The sequence below is a fragment of the Halorubrum sp. Atlit-26R genome, from assembly GCF_003666015.1.
In the GTDB taxonomy this organism is placed as follows: Archaea; Halobacteriota; Halobacteria; order Halobacteriales; family Haloferacaceae; genus Halorubrum.
Genome location: NZ_QPLT01000008.1, coordinates 1 through 21,691, shown reverse-complemented (window position 1 = coordinate 21,691; position 21,691 = coordinate 1). Strand labels below are relative to the sequence as shown.

Annotated in this window: 14 protein-coding genes and 1 CRISPR repeat array; of the genes, 3 read left to right on the top strand and 11 right to left on the bottom strand. The window is 59.6% G+C overall.

Annotated elements, in window-relative coordinates; all coding sequences use genetic code 11:
- Positions 1-12 precede the first annotated feature (12 nt).
- The 5 genes from DVK07_RS10105 to DVK07_RS10085 form a co-directional block, all read right to left on the bottom strand.
- Positions 13-264: a hypothetical protein gene (locus DVK07_RS10105; protein ID WP_121596940.1), complete on the bottom strand. Its 252-nt coding sequence runs from the start codon at positions 262-264 to the stop codon at positions 13-15.
- A gap of 270 nt (positions 265-534) precedes the next feature.
- A complete protein-coding gene (locus tag DVK07_RS10100; protein ID WP_121596939.1) occupies positions 535-1,107 on the bottom strand; it encodes a hypothetical protein in 573 nt (190 codons plus the stop codon).
- Between the two features lie 3 nt (positions 1,108-1,110).
- Positions 1,111-2,274, bottom strand: coding sequence for an Ig-like domain-containing protein (locus DVK07_RS10095; protein WP_121596938.1), 1,164 nt, complete (start codon positions 2,272-2,274; stop codon positions 1,111-1,113).
- A 2-nt stretch (positions 2,275-2,276) separates the two neighbouring features.
- Positions 2,277-4,364: a type II secretion system F family protein gene (locus tag DVK07_RS10090; RefSeq protein ID WP_121596937.1), complete on the bottom strand. Its 2,088-nt coding sequence runs from the start codon at positions 4,362-4,364 to the stop codon at positions 2,277-2,279.
- Entirely contained in the window at positions 4,361-6,100 is a 1,740-nt protein-coding gene (locus DVK07_RS10085; protein ID WP_158603136.1) for a type II/IV secretion system ATPase subunit, read from the bottom strand. The genes DVK07_RS10090 and DVK07_RS10085 overlap by 4 nt, the downstream gene beginning before the upstream one ends.
- Before the next feature lie 109 nt (positions 6,101-6,209).
- Between DVK07_RS10085 and DVK07_RS10080 the strand changes: the two genes are divergently transcribed.
- The 3 genes from DVK07_RS10080 (at position 6,210) to DVK07_RS22080 (ending at position 9,177) form a co-directional block, all read left to right on the top strand.
- Positions 6,210-7,121, top strand: coding sequence for a hypothetical protein (locus tag DVK07_RS10080; RefSeq protein WP_158603135.1), 912 nt, complete (start codon positions 6,210-6,212; stop codon positions 7,119-7,121).
- A gap of 143 nt (positions 7,122-7,264) precedes the next feature.
- Complete coding sequence (locus DVK07_RS10075; protein ID WP_121596934.1) at positions 7,265-7,681, top strand: hypothetical protein; 417 nt, start codon at positions 7,265-7,267, stop codon at positions 7,679-7,681.
- A 1,130-nt stretch (positions 7,682-8,811) separates the two neighbouring features.
- Positions 8,812-9,177 carry a hypothetical protein gene (locus DVK07_RS22080; RefSeq protein WP_147441091.1) on the top strand — a complete coding sequence of 122 codons (366 nt, stop codon included), beginning with the start codon at positions 8,812-8,814 and terminating at the stop codon, positions 9,175-9,177.
- Positions 9,178-9,381: 204 nt separating this feature from the next.
- On the opposite strand, the gene DVK07_RS10070 is transcribed toward DVK07_RS22080, so the two are convergent.
- From DVK07_RS10070 to cas6, 6 genes are all read right to left on the bottom strand, one after another.
- Positions 9,382-9,747 carry a hypothetical protein gene (locus DVK07_RS10070; RefSeq protein WP_121596933.1) on the bottom strand — a complete coding sequence of 122 codons (366 nt, stop codon included), beginning with the start codon at positions 9,745-9,747 and terminating at the stop codon, positions 9,382-9,384.
- A gap of 1,075 nt (positions 9,748-10,822) precedes the next feature.
- A CRISPR array of direct repeats spans positions 10,823-12,428; the repeat unit is 29 nt; unit sequence CTTCAAAGCCCCAAGGGTTCGTCTGAAAC.
- Between the two features lie 108 nt (positions 12,429-12,536).
- Entirely contained in the window at positions 12,537-15,152 is a 2,616-nt protein-coding gene (locus DVK07_RS10060; protein ID WP_121596931.1) for a CRISPR-associated endonuclease Cas3'', read from the bottom strand.
- Positions 15,149-15,901: a type I-B CRISPR-associated protein Cas5b gene (cas5b, locus tag DVK07_RS10055; RefSeq protein ID WP_233565405.1), complete on the bottom strand. Its 753-nt coding sequence runs from the start codon at positions 15,899-15,901 to the stop codon at positions 15,149-15,151. The genes DVK07_RS10060 and cas5b overlap by 4 nt, the downstream gene beginning before the upstream one ends.
- Before the next feature lie 14 nt (positions 15,902-15,915).
- Positions 15,916-16,956: a type I-B CRISPR-associated protein Cas7/Csh2 gene (cas7b, locus tag DVK07_RS10050; RefSeq protein WP_121596929.1), complete on the bottom strand. Its 1,041-nt coding sequence runs from the start codon at positions 16,954-16,956 to the stop codon at positions 15,916-15,918.
- A complete protein-coding gene (locus DVK07_RS23615; protein WP_233565404.1) occupies positions 16,956-19,322 on the bottom strand; it encodes a TM1802 family CRISPR-associated protein in 2,367 nt (788 codons plus the stop codon). Before DVK07_RS23615 ends, cas7b begins: the two co-directional genes overlap by 1 nt.
- Positions 19,312-20,085, bottom strand: a complete 774-nt coding sequence (gene cas6, locus DVK07_RS10040) for a CRISPR-associated endoribonuclease Cas6 (RefSeq protein ID WP_121596928.1) — start codon at positions 20,083-20,085, stop codon at positions 19,312-19,314. Before cas6 ends, DVK07_RS23615 begins: the two co-directional genes overlap by 11 nt.
- Positions 20,086-21,691 lie beyond the last annotated feature (1,606 nt).

Sequence of the window (21,691 nt, the reverse complement as noted above, 5' to 3'; positions counted from 1 at the left end):
GTAGTATCATTTTCAGTCATCGTCTTGCGCTGTGGCTTGAGCCTCGCAGCTGGTGTCTTCAGTCGTATTTCCGCAGATCGTGTCTGGGGTCCAATCCTCGTCTGATGAGTCCGGGGACCATCCCATTTTGTAGATCAACTCATCGAGGGTACCGCGAAAAACGGCAGAAGCGTTGATCTCTGGGTGGTCTTTCAGGAACCCCTCGTGGTACTCGTCTAACGAGAGGTTAATGTTCCCGTCTGTTGCCCGGTCCTTATCGCCCATGTAGCTGTGGCATCATGTCTGTGGAACGTGGTGCTTACACGCCGATTCCATTGGTCGGTTTCGCACACGTCTACCGCGAGTCACGCGGCCCCCGGGTCGGCGGGGTATGTGCTGCCCACATCTATGTGGATAGATGCGGATTCATCCGCACTTATAATAAAAGTTACTCTACAAGGAGATTATCCCTCGAAAAATAGTTTATCAGGTCCTCTCAGCGGTATATTAATTAGAAATGAAGCAACCAGCGTTTCGAGAGGCCGACTCGAACCGCTATTCCAAGTAGCTCTCGAAACCAGTTAGGCTCAGTAACTCACCAATCCGCTCTTGGCTCATCTCGACAGTTAGGACACTCACCTGCTCCGCTTCGCCGGTCAGGCCCAATTGTTCTGCGTAGAGTTGGTGGGCGATCTGGATCGCCTGAACCTCGCGCTCGTTCATCTCAAGCTCATCGCCAATCTCGATGAGACCTTCCGCGAGAACGATGAACGTCAGCTCGGAGTCGGTTGCTCGGAGCGGCCGGCGGAGCGAATGCGGGTCTGAGAACTGCTCTGCGAGAACTTCGTAGTAGGCGTTCCCCATCCGGTCTTGGTACTCGTAGCTCTCGACGAGTTTTTGGACGCCATCGAGTGCTTCGATCAGCGAGCGATCGCTTCCCGTGAGAGGCGACGATTCGCGTGCTGATTCAATTACCGCTGGTGGAATCGGCGTTACCAGTTTCTCCGCATCCGGGATCGCCGGATCCGCGATACTCGTTGCGAAATCGGGCTCTGACTTGTCGGTTGTCGCCGTCGTCTTTGACTCTGTGCTACTCCCGATAACGGACTGAATGAGCGATCTAACCATGAATTAGCCGGTGATCTCGAAGGTGACTGTTGCTTGTTCTCCGTCGACGCCCTCGATCGTCAACTCAACCCTGTTCGTGCTGCTCGCCCCTGTTGAGACCCGGAAGGTTGCTTCTCCCGAAGCGTCCGTCCGGACTTCACGCTCGCTGAGGCGACCGCTTCGTGCGTCGGCCTCAATAACTGCTCCTTGAACCGGATTTGAGAACTTGTCTCGGGCCTCTACGGTGACCTCCACCTCATTTTGCCCGACAAGCTGTGTATCCGTCCGGACAAGGTACTCTGCTTCCGGAGTTTTCCCCGCCCCACCCGCCGACTCAACCGTTCGGTACCCTACTAACGCCGTATTCAGTTGGTACGTCGGCCCGGGGGCGAGCGTGATCGTCGCGACGTTGTCCTCAACGCTGACTCCGCACACGTAGGGCTCTTGAATCGCACTACAGTCTGGGTCGATCTCCTCGCTGAGGGCCTGTCGCCATTTCTCCTCGGAGAGTTGCGTCTGAAGCCGTATCTCGATGGGGTCGCCGTTTGCCGACTCAACCGGGACTGTCTGGTCGCTCGACGAAAGCGGGTCTGCGACCATAATCGCTGCCCGCTGCCCCGCCTCGGATACGTTCCCGTCGACGGCGATGATGTTGATCTGCTGTCCGTCGACGAGATTTGACCCGGTCAACATGGTCCCATCTCCCTGTGCCAATATTCCGTTCCGAAGCTCGGTCGCTGGCTCGTCGCGCTGTAGGTACTCCGGCGAATACCGGAGCCCAGCCGTGTTGAAGATGAGCGGCGACCCGTCAAGGTAGTCTCTCGTGTCGTCCCTCACCGCCTCGGCGTTCAACACGCCGATCTCTGTCTCGTTCGTCGTCTCGATTGTCCCCCACGGGTAGTTGGCTGGTTGCGAGAGGATCAGGAACGACGAATACTGGCTTCCGAGTTCGACAGGAACGCTCTGTGTCGCCCCCGACTGGGCCGCTTGGAGCGTCGACACCTGTAACTCCTTCATGTCCTCCAACAGCGCGACCGAGTGCTCTGCTTCCGTCTCGGCGCGCTCTGCGGGGGCGTATTGGGTCTGCGCGACGACGACCACGACCACGACCAGTAGGGCGACGAGTAGAACGCCCACCTGTGTCTGTGCGCGGTCCTGATCGCCCGTTGGTAGTGGTAACTCGGTCATGGTTAGATCACCCCGAACAGGACGACGCTCGCCACAAGACCCGCAAGGGTGAGCCCACCCCCGCGGAACGCGTCCCCGTGGAGTAGTTCGCCTGCCAGCCCCCCGTAGACCACCGACTGAACGATGGCGCCGTGGAATAGGAGGACGCGGTACGTGTCTGCCGACAGGTCGGTGGTTGTCGACCCGGCGCCGACCCCTGCCGCTTCCGCCTGCGCGTCGACGGTCGCGATCATCTCCACGTTGGGAAGGAGGAACGCGAGCATGAACGCCGAGATTATGAGGTAGACCGAGAACCCCAGAATGAGCCCTCGAACGTGTGGGGCCATCTCGCTCCGCCGTCGACGTCGACCCTCTGCGACTCGCTGGACGGTCGCGTAGATGTTCTGGATCACCTCGTCGACGTACCCGCTGGCCGTGTTCGACTCCACGAGAATCCGTACCGCACGGGTGATCCGGCTGTTCTGGACCCGGTTTGACATACGCTTGAGGGCCACTCCCAGCGACGTGCTGAACTGGATCTCACGACGAACGCCCTCAAGCTCCTCCTCTAATCGGTTGCCGTCTTTTCGGGCAACTGTCTCGATCGCGCCCCCAAGCGTCTCCCCCGACTCAGTAATCCGGGCGAGCCGGTCCAACACTCCCGGGAGTTGAGACTCAATCTCCTCGTGGAACTGTTGGCGGCGCCGCTTGAACATGGTAATCGGTGAGACCAGCGTCGCGACAGGGACGACTACTGCCGCAACCGTGGTCACCATCGGAGCGGACTGAAACCCTGCCGGTCGGGGGTTTACCACGCCTGTGAGGGTGAGCGCGGCAAGGTACACTCCGACGATTGGAACGCTCGCGAACAGCGTCGACTCCGGATGACGTTCAAACCGCTTGCGTATCCGACCACGGATGCTCTGTCGTTCCTCGGCTTGGAGTCCGTCGCGAAGCTGCTCTAACCCCTTCACTTCCAATGGAGTTAGTTCATCCTCAGCGGCCTCTAACGCCTCCCCAACACCCTCACTCGTCACGTCCGGGTCAGGGAGGTCGAACGTGCTACCGCGCCGGAGTGGGGTGAACGGCGACCGGTACCGGGCGGTCGCGATGGCTGCGACCCCGACGATCGGCAACACGACGTAGTAGATCGCGCCGATCGCTGCCGGGATGTTCCCCCCGACCGTGTTCACGTCGATGATCGTCAGAAGGCCGACGACGACAGTCCCTCCGACCACGACCACTCCGATGAACGTCTCTGCGAGGTTGTTGATCGACTCCAAGTAGTCGTCGGTCTGCTCCTCCATCCGGCGGTTGAACCGCTCCGTCCGCTCCGCGAGGAACGGCAGAATATCCTGCTCTGAGCGGAGCGACGAGTCCATGTCGTCTAACAACTCTCGGAGGTCCGCGCTCGGCGTCGCATCGCGCGTCTCCCGGATCGCCGTTTGGAGGTCCGCCCCGAAGGTCTCCATCTCGTTGACGATCATCTGAAACTCGACGGAGACCTCGTCGCCAATCTCGTCACTCTCACCGACCCACTTCACGATCTCCGGCAATTCCATCCCGCCCTGCGAGAGCGAATACATTGCCATCACCGCGTCGGGGAGCTGTCGGTCGATTTGCTGCCGGCGCTGGTTCGCCCTCAGATGGGGATACCAGTAGCCGGCGGCTGCCGTCACTCCCGCGCCAGCGGTGGTCGCGAGGACCGCCCCGACTGCCGCTCCGACTGGACCGATGACTGCCGCACCTATCCCCGCGCCCACAACCGCGCCGAGTAAGGCGGCGATCAGGACCGTAAGCGTCGCCCGCGCAAGGTACTCATCGGCTGTCGTCTCGAAGCGTGCCTGATCGATTACGTCCCGGAGCTCATCGAACCGCTCACCCTTCGCCCGGAAGTACGCGCTAAATCGTTTCTCCGCAACCCGCCCGAATCGCTCCCTCAGACGGCTCACACCAGACTTCTCCCGGCTCAACCGCTCCCTCTCGGCCCGACCGCGACCGTTCTTAGCGATAGCATCGCGAACGACCTCTGCCGTTGGATCCACGTCGACGCCTCGTTGACGCTGGTCCTGTACGGCAGACTGCGACCGGTCTGCTTCGTGGCCGCTCATCGGTCCTCACCCACAAGCGACTCCAACTCGTCGAAGTCGTACTCGCCGGCCCGGGTCTGCTTCATGACCTTCTCGGGCGCGACCATGTACGCGCGGAGAACCGTTGTCACCGGCTCGAAGCCGGTGATCGACCGGGCTTGAAGTTGCTCTAACACCCGGGCACGTCTGTCGATCTCCTCAACCGGAATCCCCTCGCCTGCTCCGGCCGTATCGACAAACTGCGACTTGTCCAGCATCGGGGCCATCTGGTCGGCCTGTCGGTCCCACTCCCACGTCGGGCGGGGCTCCCCCTCGCTGCTCTGTCCCGCTTCCGGGAACTCACAGACTCGGACGTTTCGCCGGACTCGTTCCCCATCTCGCTCCTCCTCGCGTTGGATCACCGCGAAATCGAGTTCCTGAAGCCGGGGGTTCGGGACGCCCATCGGTTCTCGCTCCAACTTCGCTGCGGCACCTTCCAGCGTCTCGGCGGTGATCGACGTGAATACCGCGTTGCCGGTGACACTCATCCCGCGGAACAGGTTTTGCGCCTCACTCCCCGAGACCTCTCCCACGAACAGGTACTCCGGTTTGTTCCCGAGTGCTGCGTCGATGAGCTCTCCCTGTCCAACTTCGTCGTCAGTCCCCGACCCGAACGACCGGCGGGTCGTCGTCTCGATCTGGTTGTCCTGCGGTAACTGTAGCTCCGGACTCTCCTCGACCGTCACTACACGACTCCGCGGAGTCACGAACATCCCGAGGACGTTCAACACGGTCGTCTTTCCCGCCGAGAGCCCCCCGACGACGAGCCCGGAGTGTCCTGACTCGACGAGCGTCCACAGATACGCCAACTGACGTGGGGCGAAGGTCTCCTCGTCGATTAGGTGAACCGGGGTGAACGGCTCGTCGCGTTGCTTCTGGATCGTGAGCGCGTTCCCACTCGGGGACACGTCCTCCAAGAACAGGTGTACGTCCGATCCACCCGGGAGACTCGCCCGCTGAACCGGGTTCGCACGGGAGACGTCTTCCCCCGCCCGCTGTGCGATCTTCCGAATCAGGTTCGGGAGCCGGTCCTCCTTGAGAACGATGCTCGTCTCCATGTTGCCGAAGTCCTGATGCTGGACGAACACCGGGTTGTCTGAGCCCGCGCCGTTGACGGACACCTTCTCAAGCTCGGGGTCGGACAAAAGCGGGTCAAGCCTGTCGTAGCGGACGATGTTCCGCTTCAGGTAGTAGAGGACACGATCTTGCGACGCCGGAGACAGGTCAACGCCGAGTTTCTGGAGCTTCCGTTGCGCCTGCCGCTCAACAACGTCTGCTGGCGTCTCGTCTTCTTCCGGCTCAATTCGGAACAGCAGCTTCCTGAGTTCCGAGTAGAGCTTCTGATACAACTGTTCCTCATCCTCTCGAAGAGACGGCGTGACGACGTAGTAGAGGTACTCCGCGGCTTCCGTGTGCTGGAGGATCGCCACGTAGACGTGGGGAGGTTGAATCCAATACCGGCGCTCGATCTCAAACTCGCTCCCGCGGACGATTTCGGCAACTGAGCGCCGCTCGCCCATCAACGTCGAAAACACGCCTCGCTCTGTTACGTCCCGCTCCTGTAGCGGGACTGTAACCTGTTCTGAATCACTCCCGGGATCGCTGTCACTTTCGGGCGCAGATTCGCGATGCTCCTCGTCCGGCTGTTCAGGTCGGGCGGCCGTGCCGTGGTCAGCGGCAAGCCCCTCCGACCCCTTTGGCGGGTCGGTATCTGTCATCCGCGTACTACCCCTTTTCAGCCGTCTCTTAGAAAAAACGCCCGTCGTTTTCGTCTGGTCATTTATATACGGGTAGTCGGAAAGTAAGGGTAAGCGAGACGAGATATACATGATTCGGTCACTCATCAACCGACTCAACCCGTGGAAGCGTACTGGGCGGCGGGGGCTGTCCGAGAACCAGCGCCGCGGCATCTCTGAGACCGCGGCGATCTTTGAAAACCCGCAGATGGGTCGGCAGCTGGCCCGCGAGGTCTTCGAGAGGGCCGACTACACCTGTGAACGGTGCGACGCTCTCTGTGGACACGACGGCTATGAAGTCCCGATGGCGCTCCCCAAGGACGGCGATGAAGACGCTTTCCGGGAGAACAACACCGACCCCGACGCATGGCACGCCCTCTGTTCCACCTGCTTCGACGAAGTTCAGGATCAGTCTCCCGCCGGTGAGCTCCCGGACCTGAGCGATATGATGACCGGCTACACTCGGGAACGGTTCTCCACCCGCAAAGACGAGCGTGACGGGCCCCACCGTCCCCGCCCGAAAAATAACCCCGACTCCGCGCTTCGGCACGGCGAGCTCGAAGCCCGGATGCCGTTCGGGTGGACTGATGTTGCGTTCAATCCCATCGGAGAGGTGGAAGCAAATCGCTACCTTCCTCTCCTTCAGCCGGCGTGGAAGTTCCCCAAGGGAGACCGCCCGCGGAAGCACCCGTACTTTACCCGCACCCAGCGGCGGGTGTGGCGGCGTTTACTCAACCATCAGGACAAAGACTTCCCGCTCCTCCACGTCGTCTACGACTACGCCATAAGCACCGTCCTTCGGTTCGCGGCGATGGTCGTCACGGTGTTCGCGGCTCTGAGCTTCATTTCGGGAGCGTTCGCGAACAGCCCCGCGCTCGTCTTCGTGGTCCCCGCGTACCTCCTCGCCCTGACGGTGATCTTTGTCCTGTACCCGTTCGAGAGTAAGTACGACTTCCTCGACGTCAACTCCGTTTGGCACCGCCTCTACGGGAACGCTGAATAAGCGTCTGGTACCCTCGTCTCGCCTCTCTGCTTTATTTTTCCGTTCCGCGCTTTGTCTGACATGTTTTTGATAGACGGCAGTTATCTCACACCGATAATCCCAGTTGTAGGTTTATATACGATACTCGGGGAAGTCGGAATACAATGGACGAACACAATCCGACGCGACGGAGCGTACTGAAAACGACCGCCACGCTCGCTGCTGCGGGCTCGCTGACCGCTACTGCTGGCTGTCTCGGCGGTGGGGGAGGTTCCGGCCCCGATCTCGACGGAGAGCTCACTGTTGAAGGACCGGCAGAAAACATCACCACCGAGCGGTCCCTCGCGGCCACCGACGCCGGCTACGAACTGTCGATCACCGTGAGCAACGGTTCCGGTACCCCCGTCGACTGCGGGGCCGAGGTCGTCTGGACCGACGGAAGCGGCGATAACGTCGCCTCGACTGGCACCGAGACGAGCACCGCTGACCCCGATAGCGATGCCACGCTCGCCACGACTGTCGAGGACCCGGAGGACGCGATCTCCGCCTACTCTGCCACCGTCGTCGCTGCTCCGGCCTAAGCTCACCCTCCACCGTTTCGAGTGTTCCTGTGGGTGAGGCTCAACTCTCGTCTTCACGCTCTACCGCACCAAGTCTCGCTCTTGTGTAGAGCTGCGGAAAGAGGATTTGAAATTTTGAATACTGCTGCCGTCCGGCGGTCTGTGTCTCAGTTAACGTACTCAATTCACTACAGGAAATAACTAAACGACCTCTTTCCACGTTTCTACATAAGAGCGAAACGGTCAGCCGGACGGTATGCGGTGGTTTAGTCACCCACCCCTTCAAATCTTTAAGGGTTCACCTGAAACGGGTCAGTCGACCCCAAAAATCTCCCTCCATGCCGCTTCAAAGCCTCAAGAGTACGTCAGGAACCAGTCCAAACGGCCAATGGACCAGCGCGGATTCGCTTCAAACCCACAAGGGTTCGTCTGAAACTCCTTCGCGGTCGCTCCACCCGAAACGCGGAGGCTTCAAACCCACAGGGTTCGTCTGAAACTGTGACTCCGGCACTTGTGCCGAGGTCGCGTAGTTCGCTTCAAAGCCCCAAGGGTTCGTCTAAAACTCGATGAAGTCAGCGAGCGACCGGATCGCGACGTGCTTCAAAGCCCCAAGGGTTCGTCTGAAACTCACGTCGTCGGTTGTTCCGGGGTCGAGCGACAGGCTTCAAAGCCCAAAGGGTTCGTCTGAAACCGAGGATGACGTCAGGATCAGCGCCGAGCCGATCAGGCTTCAAAGCCCCAAAGGTTCGTCTGAAACACGGGTCGCCGTCCGAGGACCTCGTCGACGACGTGCTTCAAAGCCCCAAAGGTTCGTCTGAAACACACCCGTGAACGAGTGTCTTACCTGTCTCTCCCTCCGGGTTTCACTTAGTCGTTTCCGTCGACCTCCTCGACGTCGCTCCAACGACTGTTCGTAACCACGCCACGCGGGTCCGGATGAAGTGGAAAGAGATCGCGACCTCTCCTGACTACGCCATATTCACTCGTGCTGGCTCCCCTATCCACTACTACTCAGGACTCTATTCCGGGAGAGCAGTAACCGCCCTCAAAGGTGTGAGATAGGGCAAAAAAAGTTAACACGGTAGATGATTACCTGTTAATATGGACTTGAACAAGAATCCACTCTATATGACCGAGGTTAGTGGGTAACCATGTCGCTAACACCTGTGGGCGGCTCCCCAGACGAGTACAAACTACACGCAGGCGATGTGGAGTCCACGCCTTTACACCAGACAGAGAAAGAAGGAAAAAACACTCGCGACCATCCAATAATTGTCTCGGCTCGCGCAATAGGGGCTGATAAAGATTGGACCTACGAAGGCCAGCTCATTCTCTATGTGAACGGCCAATATGCCGATCTAAGTGGATATCACAGCCCGGAAAAGTTGGACTCAAATGTACTAATGGCTGTATCTGCGATCGTACCTGCCGGTGGGACCTACCGAGCGTACGCGCCAGAGGGTAACTTACAACTCATCACCGAACAGGAAATATACGTCTCCCAAGATGATAGGTAGGTGGTGATTCCGGGTTTTGCGCGTCCCGAACGTCTTGTTTGTCGGCCTCCCTCTTGCTCTCTCCGCCGTCCGTAACCACCACGCGGGTTCGGATGAATGGAAGGTGATCGCGACCTCTCCTGACTACGTCATGTTCACTCCTGCTGGCTCTCCTATCCACTACTACTCGAATTTCTACTCCGGGAACGACTCATCGCCCCCGATTTAGAGTTCGGAAAACGCTACTGCGATCCCTATCGCGAACCCGGCCACGAACGGGAGAACGGTGAACATCTCGACGACCCCCGCTGGGATCTGCGGTAGTGTGATACCCGACTGTGCTACCCGTACGAGTTCTCTCCCACTTGTGTCGACGACCCCCATCTGGGTGCCTGCGAACAGGCCGACGATCGCGATGCTCCCGACGATGACCGCTACCCTGACCGCCTTCACGAAGGCGACCGTTCCAACTGCTCCGCTGACAAAGCCGGCGATCAAGTAGGCTCCGGCTGAGCCAATATATTGCTCTACACCGATACTCCCCAGTTCTGCTACTAACGCGGCTGTGGATGGGCTAATTAACTGCTCCATTGGTCGGTAGTCGATCGGGACTTCTTGCGGCTATTACTTATTTGTACAGGCGGCGCAACCCCAACAGAAGACAAAACCTATTCCCGGTGCTTGAACCGGAAGAAAAACCCATCCCTCCACCTTCCCCGGGAGCACCGCCCCACTGCTTCACGACACTTTCTGGAAGTGAAACCGTTTCACCGATCGCAGCACAATCGCCCCCACCGCTACCGCCACCTGATTCTGATTCAATATTACCTGCCGCATCCTCTCCGTCTTCTCCATCTTGGCCTCTCAAGTCAATAGTTGCTGATGGCGCAACCACAATCTCTGGGGCACACAATAACAGCCCCGCCCCGCCGTTACCTCCGTTTCCCCCAGACGTACCGCTGCCCCATATTGAGCCGCCGCCACCTCCGCCGCCTCCACCCCCGCCGCCAAGATTCGGAAGCGACGTGAACGAAGATGAAACCGCCATCACGTAGTGTGCCGCCAGCTTGTTGCCACTTACGGATCGTGTCCCTCCCGCATCGCCCTCTTGACCGCCATCGGCATATTGACCGCCGAGTCCTGTTCTGGAGGCAACGCCGCCCCAGCCACCGGAACCACCAGATCCGCCCATCATCCCTTCACTTCCAGCGTCTCCATTGGCGTCTGTGCCGTACCCCCCAGATCCACCCTGTGAGCCGTTTCCTCTCCCATCAATCGTCGCGTTCGCCTTGATCTCGAATAAGCTGAGAAAATATCTCGGCACCTACCGATAGGTCTGATATACTACCAGACGACTCGTTCAAGGAATCGCACGCATTTGTCCCTTATGCGGGCGTTTCCTCCCCATCGGCTCCTCTTGCCGCCCGAATCGTGATCCCAATCTCGACAGACTCGTAGGGGACGAACAGCCGCGCCGCCGCCCCGTCTTCCCGCCGCTTAACGATGCCGGCGGTGACCAGTACGTCGACATCGTCGTGGCCACCGAGTACGTCCGACCGACCCGCTCGACCAACTGGCTGATGCTCTCCGCCGGCGCTGCCATCAGGTCCTCTATGAGCTCGATCCGTCGGTCGGTCAGCACCTTCCGGAGCTGGTCGACGCTCGCGCTTCAAATCCCCAAGGGTTCGTCTGAAACAGGACTGCTTCCCCCCGCCTCCGCGTCGTAATACTGCTTCAAACCCACAAGGGTTCATCTGAAACTTGCGGAAGTAGTCAGGGTCGCTTCGCATTTTGTCGCTTCAAATCCACAAGGGTTCGTCTGAAACCTTGTCCTGTCGGCCGCCGTCAGACCAGCGAGTCTTGCTTCAAAGCCCCAAGGGTTCGTCTGAAACGTCCGCGAGGTCGGCTGGCGTGTCGGCGGGGTCGACGCTTCAAATCCCCAAGAGTTCGTCTGAAAGATTCTGAGGGCTTCCTGTGTGCTTTGAGCCTCGGGGCTTCAAATCCTCAAGGGTTCGTCTGAAACGCGGTCATGTCGATGTAGGTGACGGGGTTTTCGGCGCTTCACTTCAAACCCACACGGGTCCGTCTGAAACTCCGCGCTCGCTGTACCGAGTGCCGACGCGTCTCGCTGCTTCAAACCCACAAGGGTTCGTCTAAAACGCAGATTGTGGTGCTCTGTGAGGCCGCTGCCGTGGCTTCAAAACCCCAAGGGTTCGTCTGAAACACCGTCCGGATCGTGAACTCGCTGGCGTTGTCGCAGCTTCGAAGCCCCAAGGGTTCGTCTGAATCCCACATCGCGGGCGTAAGTCATGTCGGCGGTCTCCGCGCTTCAAAGCCCCAAGGGTTCGTCTGAAACCTGTAGGGCGAGGGTACTCAGCCCGCGGTAGGCGTGGCTTCAAAGCCCCAAGGGTTCGTCTGAAACCGCGGCACGTTCGGAGGACTCGCATGAACATCAAGCTTCAAATCCCCAAGGGTTCGTCTGAAACGACACGATCGCGGCGTACCTCGACGAGAGGGACCGATGCTTCAAAGCCCCAAGGGTTCGTCTGAAACCACGATCTGACGTGGGCTCAGTCAGGAGACCACCCGCTTCAAAGCCCCAAGGGTTCGTCTGAAACTCCGCGTGAGCGTCGTCGGAGCGCCCGGTGATGTGGCTTCAAAGCCCCAAGGGTTCGTCTGAAACTGAACACAGCACATGGAACTACCACCCGAGATGGCTTCAAAGCCCCAAGGGTTCGTCTGAAACCTTGTTCAATCACAGTTGCTCAACAAACCGGTTTCAGCTTCAAAGCCCCAAGGGTTCGTCTGAAACCGACTTTCTCCATGTCGTCGGGCAGCGCGTCGATGCTTCAAAGCCCCAAGGGTTCGTCTGAAACCCACCTCCCGCCTGTCGGTAGCCCTTCCGCATATGGCTTCAAAGCCCCAAGGGTTCGTCTGAAACATCGACACCGAGGCGCTCATCAACCGCCACGTTCAGCTTCAAAGCCCCAAGGGTTCGTCTGAAACGACGCCCGGACAGGCGCTGTCGATCGCCGTCGAGCAGGGCGCTTCAAAGCCCCAAGGGTTCGTCTGAAACCCCGTGGACGCGATCGGCATCCGAATCTCAAAGGCTTCAAAGCCCCAAGGGTTCGTCTGAAACCACCGTCGACGAGGCGTACGCGCGCACGTCGCGGGCTCTTCAAAGCCCCAAGGGTTCGTCTGAAACTTCATGCTGGCCTCCGTTGGGCGGTCCGCTGCTGGCCTCTTCAAAGCCCCAAGGGTTCGTCTGAAACCCACCCGTGAACGGGTGTCTTACCTATCTCACCCTCCGGGTTTCACTTAGTCGTTTCCGTCGACCTCCAATATCGTCTCAACCCCCGGGGGGTCGATGGAATAGTGGCTTAGAGCTCCGCGTCGGTTTGCGCCTCTGATATGGTAGGCCCGCTCCCAGTTTCCGGGTGGTAGCTGTCGGTGTCTGTTACGTCGATTATCACGGGTTCATCGACCGGTTCCTCGACGGGAAGGGTCACTAACAGTCGCTTGAGGTCTTGGAAGGCTGCCTGAGCCGCACTCCACTCCTCTGCGTCCTTGTGTCGCTGGTACCGACGCGCCTGCTCGCGGTCTTCTTCTGACGTGAGCACAATCGTCTCCTGCGTCGGGTACTCCGACCCGACAAGCGACGCGTTCCGTAACTGCTCGCCTTTCGAACCGTCAAACGCGGAGACAAGCCGATCTCGTCTGTCGCCTGTCTTCCGCTTTCCGTGGAGGGCTTCGTAGTATGTTTCTACCCCCGTCGTGATCATCTCGACTTCGGGGACTGAGTGGTCACGGGCCGTGACTCTCGCAAGTGCCTGCTGTGTCGGGTGTAGCAGCGACCGGTCACCGTAGATGAGCTCGCTCGGGACGTAGTAGCTCTCTGCCGGACTGTCCAGCCGCCAGATCGTGACCGAAGCTGCGTCTCCCCCAAACTCTCGGTTACACCTTCCCGCGGCTTGGACGATCGACGGAACCGGCGCGTAGTCGCGATACAACCGGTCGAAACTCACGTCCACTCCTGCCTCGATCAACTGTGTCGACACCGTGATTAGCGGTGTTCCATCGACCGGCGTCGTCGTTTCCGGATCGAGGATGTGGTTCAATACGTCGATCAGGCGACTTCGGTCGACCGGGCGGAGCCTCGTCGTCAGAGTCGCGACGATCTGCTCCGCGTCTGTGTGCCGCTCCGCGAAGCGTTCGAGGTAGGCGTCTGGGTCGAACGGGTCGGGGTCTGTGTCATGCGTGTCAAGAAGGTCTGCCGCAAGCGGAGCCGTATCGGGCCCCGAGAGATGTTCTGTCAGCGTGACGGCCGACTCCACGGTATTGACTATCGCGAGCGTGTTGTCTGCCTCTGTCGTCGAACCCTCGATCTCGGTCGCGGCCTCTGGGAGCGGTAGTGGGTCAGCGTCTCCGGATAGGTGTGCTTGGAGGCTGTCGTGGATCCGGAAGCGGACCCGTGGAGAATCACGCAGTAGGGCGTTACACTCGGGGAGACAGTCGGTTAGCTGGGTCGGATTTGAGTAGTCTGGAAGGTTATCGAGGATCCGGGGCTGTGTCGCCGTCATGAACACGACCGTGGCGTCGTACTCGTCGGTCAGAAACTCGGTGAGGCGGCCGACGAGTTGCCACCACTCTAACGAGAGAGCTTGAGGCTCATCGAGGATGATGATGCTATCCTGTAACGCCGGGAGCTTCATCGACTGCGTATTCTGTGGTCCAGCAACGCTCTCGAACAGTTGCGTGAACGTCGTGAGAACAAGCCCCGACCTCCACGCTTCGGCGTGGAGCGTGTCTGCGCCACTCCCGATACCGTCTGAGAGTGGGCCACCGCCGGCTGCTGCTACTGTGAGCGTGTCGGCAAGATGGTGGTGGACGGTGTATTCTGGGTCGCGTGGGGAGACGTCGAAGATCCGCTGTATCTCGCTGTCCACTTGGTCGATGATCGACGTGTATGGGAGCGCGTAGATCACCCGGCTATCCCGTGTCTCACCAAGAGAAAGGGCGCTCCTGAGTCCGGTGTATGTCTTCCCGAACCCTGTCGGGAGGGTAAGCTCGAAGACGCGATCGCCGGCTTCGTGTCCTGCTTGGAGGTTCCTGACCACCTGTTCGTTGGCCTTTGTTCGCACCGCTGCGAGACGCTGCTCGATGGTCGCTTCATCTCCCGGCGCCGGCTTTTGAGGCGTATCGAGATACTGTGAGGCGGTGTTTCCGTCTGGTAGCTCTGTGTCTGAGAGGGCCCGGAGGTGGTTGGATAACTGGTCTACTGGCGGCCGTGGGGTCGCGGAGAGTCGATCGGCGGCCCCTGTCGCACTTCCACTTGCGTCGAACTTGTCGGCGGCGACGAGAGTGGACCACGCCCGAAGGACGATCTCGTAGAAATCCGATTCTGAGGTGGCTGGATCGGTGGCTCGGACCAACCGCCTCACAAACTCGACTCCGTCACTCTGGAACCCTTCCCACCCGTACTGCCCGTCCGTTGCTCTCGTAAGTACCTCGTCGGCGGCTTGGGCGGCGCTCTGGTCGATGTTCCTGACCTGTCTTTCCACAAGCTCGTATCGCGCGTCGACCGCGGACCTCGACTCGTAGTAGCTCGGGAGGTCAGACGGGACGTTCTCGATCACGGAGTGGTGTCTAAGCACCGCGTAGAAGCCCGCTGCTGTCGCCTTCTTATTGAACCCCTGTCTTGCGAGCGCGGCGGCTGTCACGACACTTCCTGTGAAGCTGTGGTACGTGAGCTCCGGTGTCGGCGCCGTGCTTCGGTCGCCCGTCTCGATGTACGTCTGGAAGTAGTCGGTGAGCTTGCCAATATCGTGGGTCCACGCGAGCGTCTTGAGAAACTGCGCCCACGAGTCGCCGGTCGGCATCGTACTGTCTGCCTCGACGAGCGATTCGCAGCCGTCAGCGACGCCCTCAAGATGGTCCCCGAGCGTCTGGTCGGGCCGAGCCAAGAACGCCGAGAGAGCGCCGTCTGGACTGCTCATAGGAAACAGACTGAGCGGCCTCCCACCTTCTTGATCGGGGCGCCCGGAGCGGTTATCGTCTCACCACCCGGGGCGTATGCGTATGAGATGAACCCGGTCGTTCGCCGCCCGGAGTCGTCACGCTCCATGTAGGCCGGTGTTCGCTCCATCCGGAGTCTGGACCCCGGTTCGGGAACGACGTACTCCTCGGGGACGGTCGACGCAACCGCCTCCTCTCCATCTGGTGCTGGCTCGACGGTGGTCTGTTCAACGTCGGTGATCTCCGCAAGACACTCTGATTTCCCGAGATAGGGCGTGTACGCTGCTTTCCCGGCTGTGAGATAGTCCGCGACTCTCTCCGCGGTCTCCGCGTCAGCCAACACGAGGTCGATCCGGTACTCTGGATCAACGATATACTCGAAGGTCCGGCGCTTCCGCCCCTCCGCGATCTCCTCGGGTGCGATAACGGCCTTCCGCCGTGTCCCGCCGACGCTCTTGAGGTCGCCTTCTGCTGTCGGGACCGTAAGCATCGGAATGGCCTGTGTGTTGAGTTCCGACGTAGGAGTGATGGCGATCGCGGAGTTTTCAGGGCTGAACGTGTCGTAGTACGAATCTCGCGGCTCGCCCAGAACGGCCGCGATAAGCCCCGCAACGGTCGTCCGTGGGATAACGAGATAGGTAGGTTTGTCCGTCGTTGTGTCTATTCGCCGGAAGTGGGCCCACGGCCCCCGGACGGTGAACGATATACAGTCGCGACCGTCGACGTCCATCTCTGTCGTCCCCATTAGGTGTCGTATGGGTCGACCTCAACGACGTTGTCGGCGCCTACCGCCTCTGCGAGTTGATCGGAGAGGTGGTCGGCTCCGCCCGTTTCGCCGTTGGCCTCCACAGTCAAGTGCCGGTCAGCGATGAAGTGGACTGCCTCGACGTGGTCACGGTTCTCCGACAGGGACTCGATAAGATCGTCGACGCCGAGAACCACGTCGCTAATGTTCCGAAGCTCTTTGTCCGGCTTCTCTTGGGTGAGCTCAATCCCGTCGTCCAGCGTGCCGATGTGGAAATCGTCGGTCGCGTACTCGACACGGAGATAGAGGCGGGGCTGGTGGCCCATCTTCGACCGCGTCAACGTCTGGTTCTTGAGCGAGCGCCACATGAGCGAATCCAGCCGCTCCACGTCGGTCTGACTGAGCCGTGTCTTCCCGGCGTTCCGCTCGTTGACTACGCCGTGGAACGGAATAAACGCGTACTGGAGCCGGTTGTCCGCTGCGAACGTCCCTTGCTCGGCGTCGCCGCCACTCGACACGACCGTCGACAGTTGCTTCGACTCGCTCTTTCTGACGATCTTGTTGAGGCTCCGGGCGTGACTGAATTGGACCGGCCCGATGAACTGCCCCGGGAAGTCGTCGGGGAGATTGTCGAAATCGAAGGTGACTGCCGCACCGAAGTAGCGCACGTCGACCGCGTTCGTCAGGAACGCATCTGCCGCCTCGCTCCCGGTCATGTCACCGAGCTCGTCGTCGTCGATCCCCGTCGCGGCCGTGAACAGGTCCTCTCTGTCCAGCACGGAGTCCGCATCGCTCTTGCTGGGGTTCTGGATGTAAACACCCAGCCCGTCGTCGTCTAACTGGTCACGGAGGTATCGCTTCAACCGCACGTCGGTCACGACTGCCTTCCCGGTCGTCTCGTCGACTCGCGGCTTGTCGTTTGCCGAGAGTGGGTTCCCGTTGGGATTCGTGTCCTCAGCGTCGTAAGCGAACACGATCTCGGAGCGGTTCTCTACGGCGTCAGTACCGTCAGTATCGGCGTGGGTGGTGTCGGAAGACATTAGTTGTCAGTAGCGTCGGAATCGGTCTCATCGCCCTGTTCGTCGTCCTGCTGGGTGTAGTTGCTGTAATCGCTGAGGCCGTAGGTGATCCCGAGAGAGTAGAGCCATTGGATCTCGGTTTGAGTCATGTGCCACTCCTCGGGATCGGCGGCCAGCATCGTCCCCGTGAGACGAGTCGTGTACCGCGTATTCGTCTGGTAAGACCGGCTCTCGTCGGCCTCCGCGTAGGAGTTGTTCATCTGAAGGACCTCTTTGGTCACTTCCTTGATCGTCTGCTTCGTCAGGTAGTCCACCGGATACCGGCGGATGAGCGTCGACGAAACGTTCTCGTAGTTCTGGTAGGCGCTGATCCGTCCCACAAGGCCACCGAGAACGAAAATCGCCTCCTGTTCATCATCATCAAGGGCGCTGTGTCCGCTGATAAACGCCTCAAGACGCGACTCTCGCGTCTCTGACTCCTGCTCGACTGGCTCCTCGGAGACTGGTTCCTCGGAGACAGGCTCATCCGCGGCTTCCGCCGTATCCGGTTCCGGAGAGTCCTCGGGTACTTCGCCCGTCTCTCCGTCGCTTTCTGGTTGTACGAAGTCGTCAAGGGCTGTGTCTGAGTCGTTGTCGTTTGCCATTGGGATGGTATCGAACCGAACCGTGGTACTGTCGTCTAACACGCCGAGAGCGCCGAGCGCGTGGATCTGTGAATACTGCTCGACGACACTCCGCTTCGGGAAGGCAGCGTAGACGTTGTCTTCGCCGAACAGCGTTCGCTGATCCTGAACTATCTGATGGATATACTCCTCAAGGAGCCTGTGGGTGTCAATCTGAGACTCCGAGAGTAGCCGCCGAACGCGGCTCGTCCGGTTGTCGTCAATATCCCCGGCAGTCGGCCGCTCGGACGCCTCTCGGCTACTCCGCGTCGGCTCTGTCGTCCGAGCAAAGTAGCCGCCGTAGAGGATATACTGCGTGAGGTTGAGCCCCCCGCGACCGAGTAACGGACTGGACTCAGACGGCGGGGAGCCGTCGAAGACTCCACCCGGAGTGAACGCCGCCCCGTACCTCACAATCTCGTTGTGAGCATCCTCCAAGCGGAGCGCCGGCGACACCGCATCCAGCGTCTCAAAGTAGACCCGATCTGGGTTCCCTGAGACTTGGAGGACGGCCGCGAACCGAACTTGATCCCACGCACTCGGCGCCTCCTCGAAGGGTAGCTCCACCTCCTCGTCCCCGGAGGACACGTCCGCGATCTCGACGAAGATCGACTCGATCACGTCGTCGAATGCTCCGTCCGCTCCGCCGTCTGCGGTCTGGATCCGCTTGTAGACGCGATCGTAGAACCACTCGAACGTCTGTTCACTCACGTCCTCGCGCCGGGCCGCGAGATACGGGAGAAGGTACAACCTTCCCGACCCCGGAAGTCCCCGACTGAACGAATCAAACAGCGACTCCGCCGAGATGATCGCCGCGGCAACTGGATACGATACCGGGCGCGATCTCCATACCGACGACCCATCCGATACAAGCCTCGGGACGTGTTCGCGCTGCTTCTTGCTGTTCATCCCAAACAGACCCGATGAACCGCCGGTCACCGTCGTTTCCTCACCGGTCACGAAGCCGGTCGCCTCGCCGCTCGCATCGGAGACTCCGGTGCTGTCCATCCGGTCAGACTTCTTTGCGGCCATGACCTCGTTCAACACCGGAATTTCGCCCGGAAGTCGGTACTCCTCTCTGTCTGGTGTGCGGACGGCGACGGTTATCAGGGCGTCAAGTTCCTCGTCGGCCTGCTCGACCTGCCCCAACAGCGAATCCGCGATCGTGTCCAACTGCATCTCGTCCTCTCCCAGCGCGATCAGCCCATCGAGAATCGCCGCATCTGCATCCGAGACCTCATCTCGGACTCTCTCACCGTACTTGGACGCCCAGATCGTGAACCGGTCTTGGATCGTGTTTCGCTTCCCCTCAACGCGGCCTGCGATGAGCTCGGCAGAAGCGTTCTTGTACGTCGTGATCGAGTGGTCCATCATCTTCCCCCGGCGCGGCTGGGGATACGAATGGCCCACCCTGAACCGATCCGCCTCGGTGTAGGTTGTCAACTCGACCGCTCCGCCGTCAGCCTCCGTCCGGAAGCTTGGGTTGTCCGGGTCTGAGAGGTCGGCGTACACGACAATCAGACTGTCCGGCTCCCCGAACAGGCCGTCCTTCGCACGCGGCGTGAGATACGGGAGATGTTCTGGATCCAGCCCCCAATCAATCGCATCCGACTGGACCGAGTCGTACCAGTCGAACAGCGAATACTGCCACGCGATCTCGTAAAGCGACGCCGGAATACGGGGCTGGAACCGACTTACCGCTGTTTTTGCGTAGCTACTGGGCATCGTTGGTGATGTTGATAAATCCGAATCCGAGCCCGTTCTGGACGCCAATACCCGTATCGAGAGCGAGATTCAAGTGCTGCCGGTGGGCGTCGCTCTGGACATGGTATCCGAGCTCCCACTTGCTGACGACATACTCAACCTGCTCCCCGGTCGTGACAGTCACTGGAAGCGCGTAGGTCTTGATCAGTTCGTAACTGTCGAACAGATCACCGTCGACCTCCTCCGGACCCTCCTGATAGTCAGGCGCGAACAAGTCGTGCTTGTGTTGGAGATTAGCCGTAATCGCATCTCTGAACGGCTCTATCGTATGCTTCGGCTTCCAGTACGTGCGAGCGTCCCCTTCCGCTTCTATCCCGTACTGCTGGCGGTGTTCCTCTTTGAGCCGGACGAACACTCCCGTATCGGTCTGGATCGTACCGCGCTCTCCCGGCTCTCCGACGTCGACCGACAAGGGAGTCACGTCCGTGACGCGGAACCGCATATCCCCAATGTCGAACGTCGGGTCCATGTTGAGGTCGCCCGCGATCGCTGTCAGTAACGGCTCTCGGGGAGACGCGACAATCACCGTGCGCTCGTCGCCAGCCTGTATGTCTCCCCACGGGAAGATATTGGAGAACGCCATGCCGAGCGGCTGGTTATTATCGTGTTCCTCCTCGAACTGAGTCCCACGGAGTGCCTTCCAGAGCCGCCCTCGGAGCTTGTGGTGGTAGGTGTGCCTATACGCCGCGTCTGCCGTTGCTTCAAGTGAAATCAGCAGCCGCATCTATCAGCCTCCGTTACGGAGATCATGTCGGTGAATACACCTATCTAACCAATTCCCCGAGACCGAACATAAACGCACCGGGGGCAACAGATTCAGCTCACGCGGTTTATCGCGTCTGCCTCAATTCAATCCACAGGGGTTCGTCTGAAAATTGTATTAGCCATACGTGGCTGACGCTACAGAGGGCTTCAAACCCTCAAGGGTTCGTCTGAAACAGCGTCGTCGCCGTCGACCGCCCGGTTGACGCGGTTTCTTCAAAGCCTCAAGAGTTCGTCTGAAACTTTTGATACAGCAGCCGGGCAGGCGTCTCGCGCAGGCTTCAAACCCTCAGGGGTTCGTCTGAAACTGCGGTGTTGTACATCCTCTTTCGCAGCGACGGTGCTTCAAAGCCCCAAGAGTTCGTCTGAAGCGTGAGGCGGCATATCGGGGTAGTGGTATGCGCCGAGGCTTCAAATCCACGAGGGCTCGTCTGAAACCGCGTCACGTCGCCGTCGCGCGTCCGAATCCAGACGCTTCAAAACCTCAAGGGTCCGTCTGAAAAGAGACCAGCGAACTCGTAACGGAGCTGCTTCTGGTCACTTCAAAGCCTCAAAGGTTCGTCTGAAATCGGGGGTCTGGGTCCGGGGTCGTCACCTCCGCGGCGCTTCAAACCCACAAGGGGTTCGTCTGAAACACGGTAGACGCAGCGCCCTCCCACGGCAGTGCCTTTCGGTTGCTTCAAAGCCCCAAGGGTTCGTCTGAAACACGTCGAGGGGTACGCGGCCTCGACGCTGTGGGAGCTTCAAAGCCCCAAGGGTTCGTCTGAAACGTTGGTCGGGTCGCGCCCGTAGTTGATCCTCTCGTCGCTTCAAAGCTTCAAGGGTTCGTCTGAAGATCGAAGAAAGAGACGAGCCCGCCGGCCCGATCGATGCTTCAAAGCCCTAAAGGATCGCCTGAAACGATGGGCGTTTCCGGACCACAGAGTACGATCTTCAACTTCAAATTCCCGGGGATTCATCTGAAACCTCCAGATAACTGCGGCCGGGAGTATCCAGACAGACAAGCTTCAAAGCTTCAAGAGTTCGTCTGAAACTCATTGCCGGGTCCCCGCCGGTCATGGTACACTCGCTTCGAAGCTCCAAGGGTTCGTCTGAAACCAACGTGTTTGCCTCCAATTTCTCCTTCTCGCCTTGGCTTCAAAGCCCCAAGAGTTCGTCTGAAACCGTGAAGCGGTCGGTGATACGCGGCGCGATCCCGTCGCTTCAAATCCCCAAGAGTTCGTCTGAAACTATCGCTTGTAGCCGCCTTTTTACTATGCTGGTCCGCTTCAAAGCCCCAAGGGGTTCGTCTGAAAATCACCCGTGAACGGGTGTCTTACCCGTCTCTCACTCCGGGTTTGACTTAGTCGTTTCCGTCGACCTCCAATATCTGTTCAACCTCCCCGAAGGTCGATGGATTGCTTTCGCGGCACCTGCTGCTCCGGTTCGTGGGCGGGAGCGAGTTAAGTTGCGAACGACACGAAACGTTCACGGCTTCTTTATTCACAACTAGGATCTAACAGAATGACTGAAAGAGCATATCAAAACCTACAGGGACACGATTGAATTCTACTTGAGAATGTCCTAAA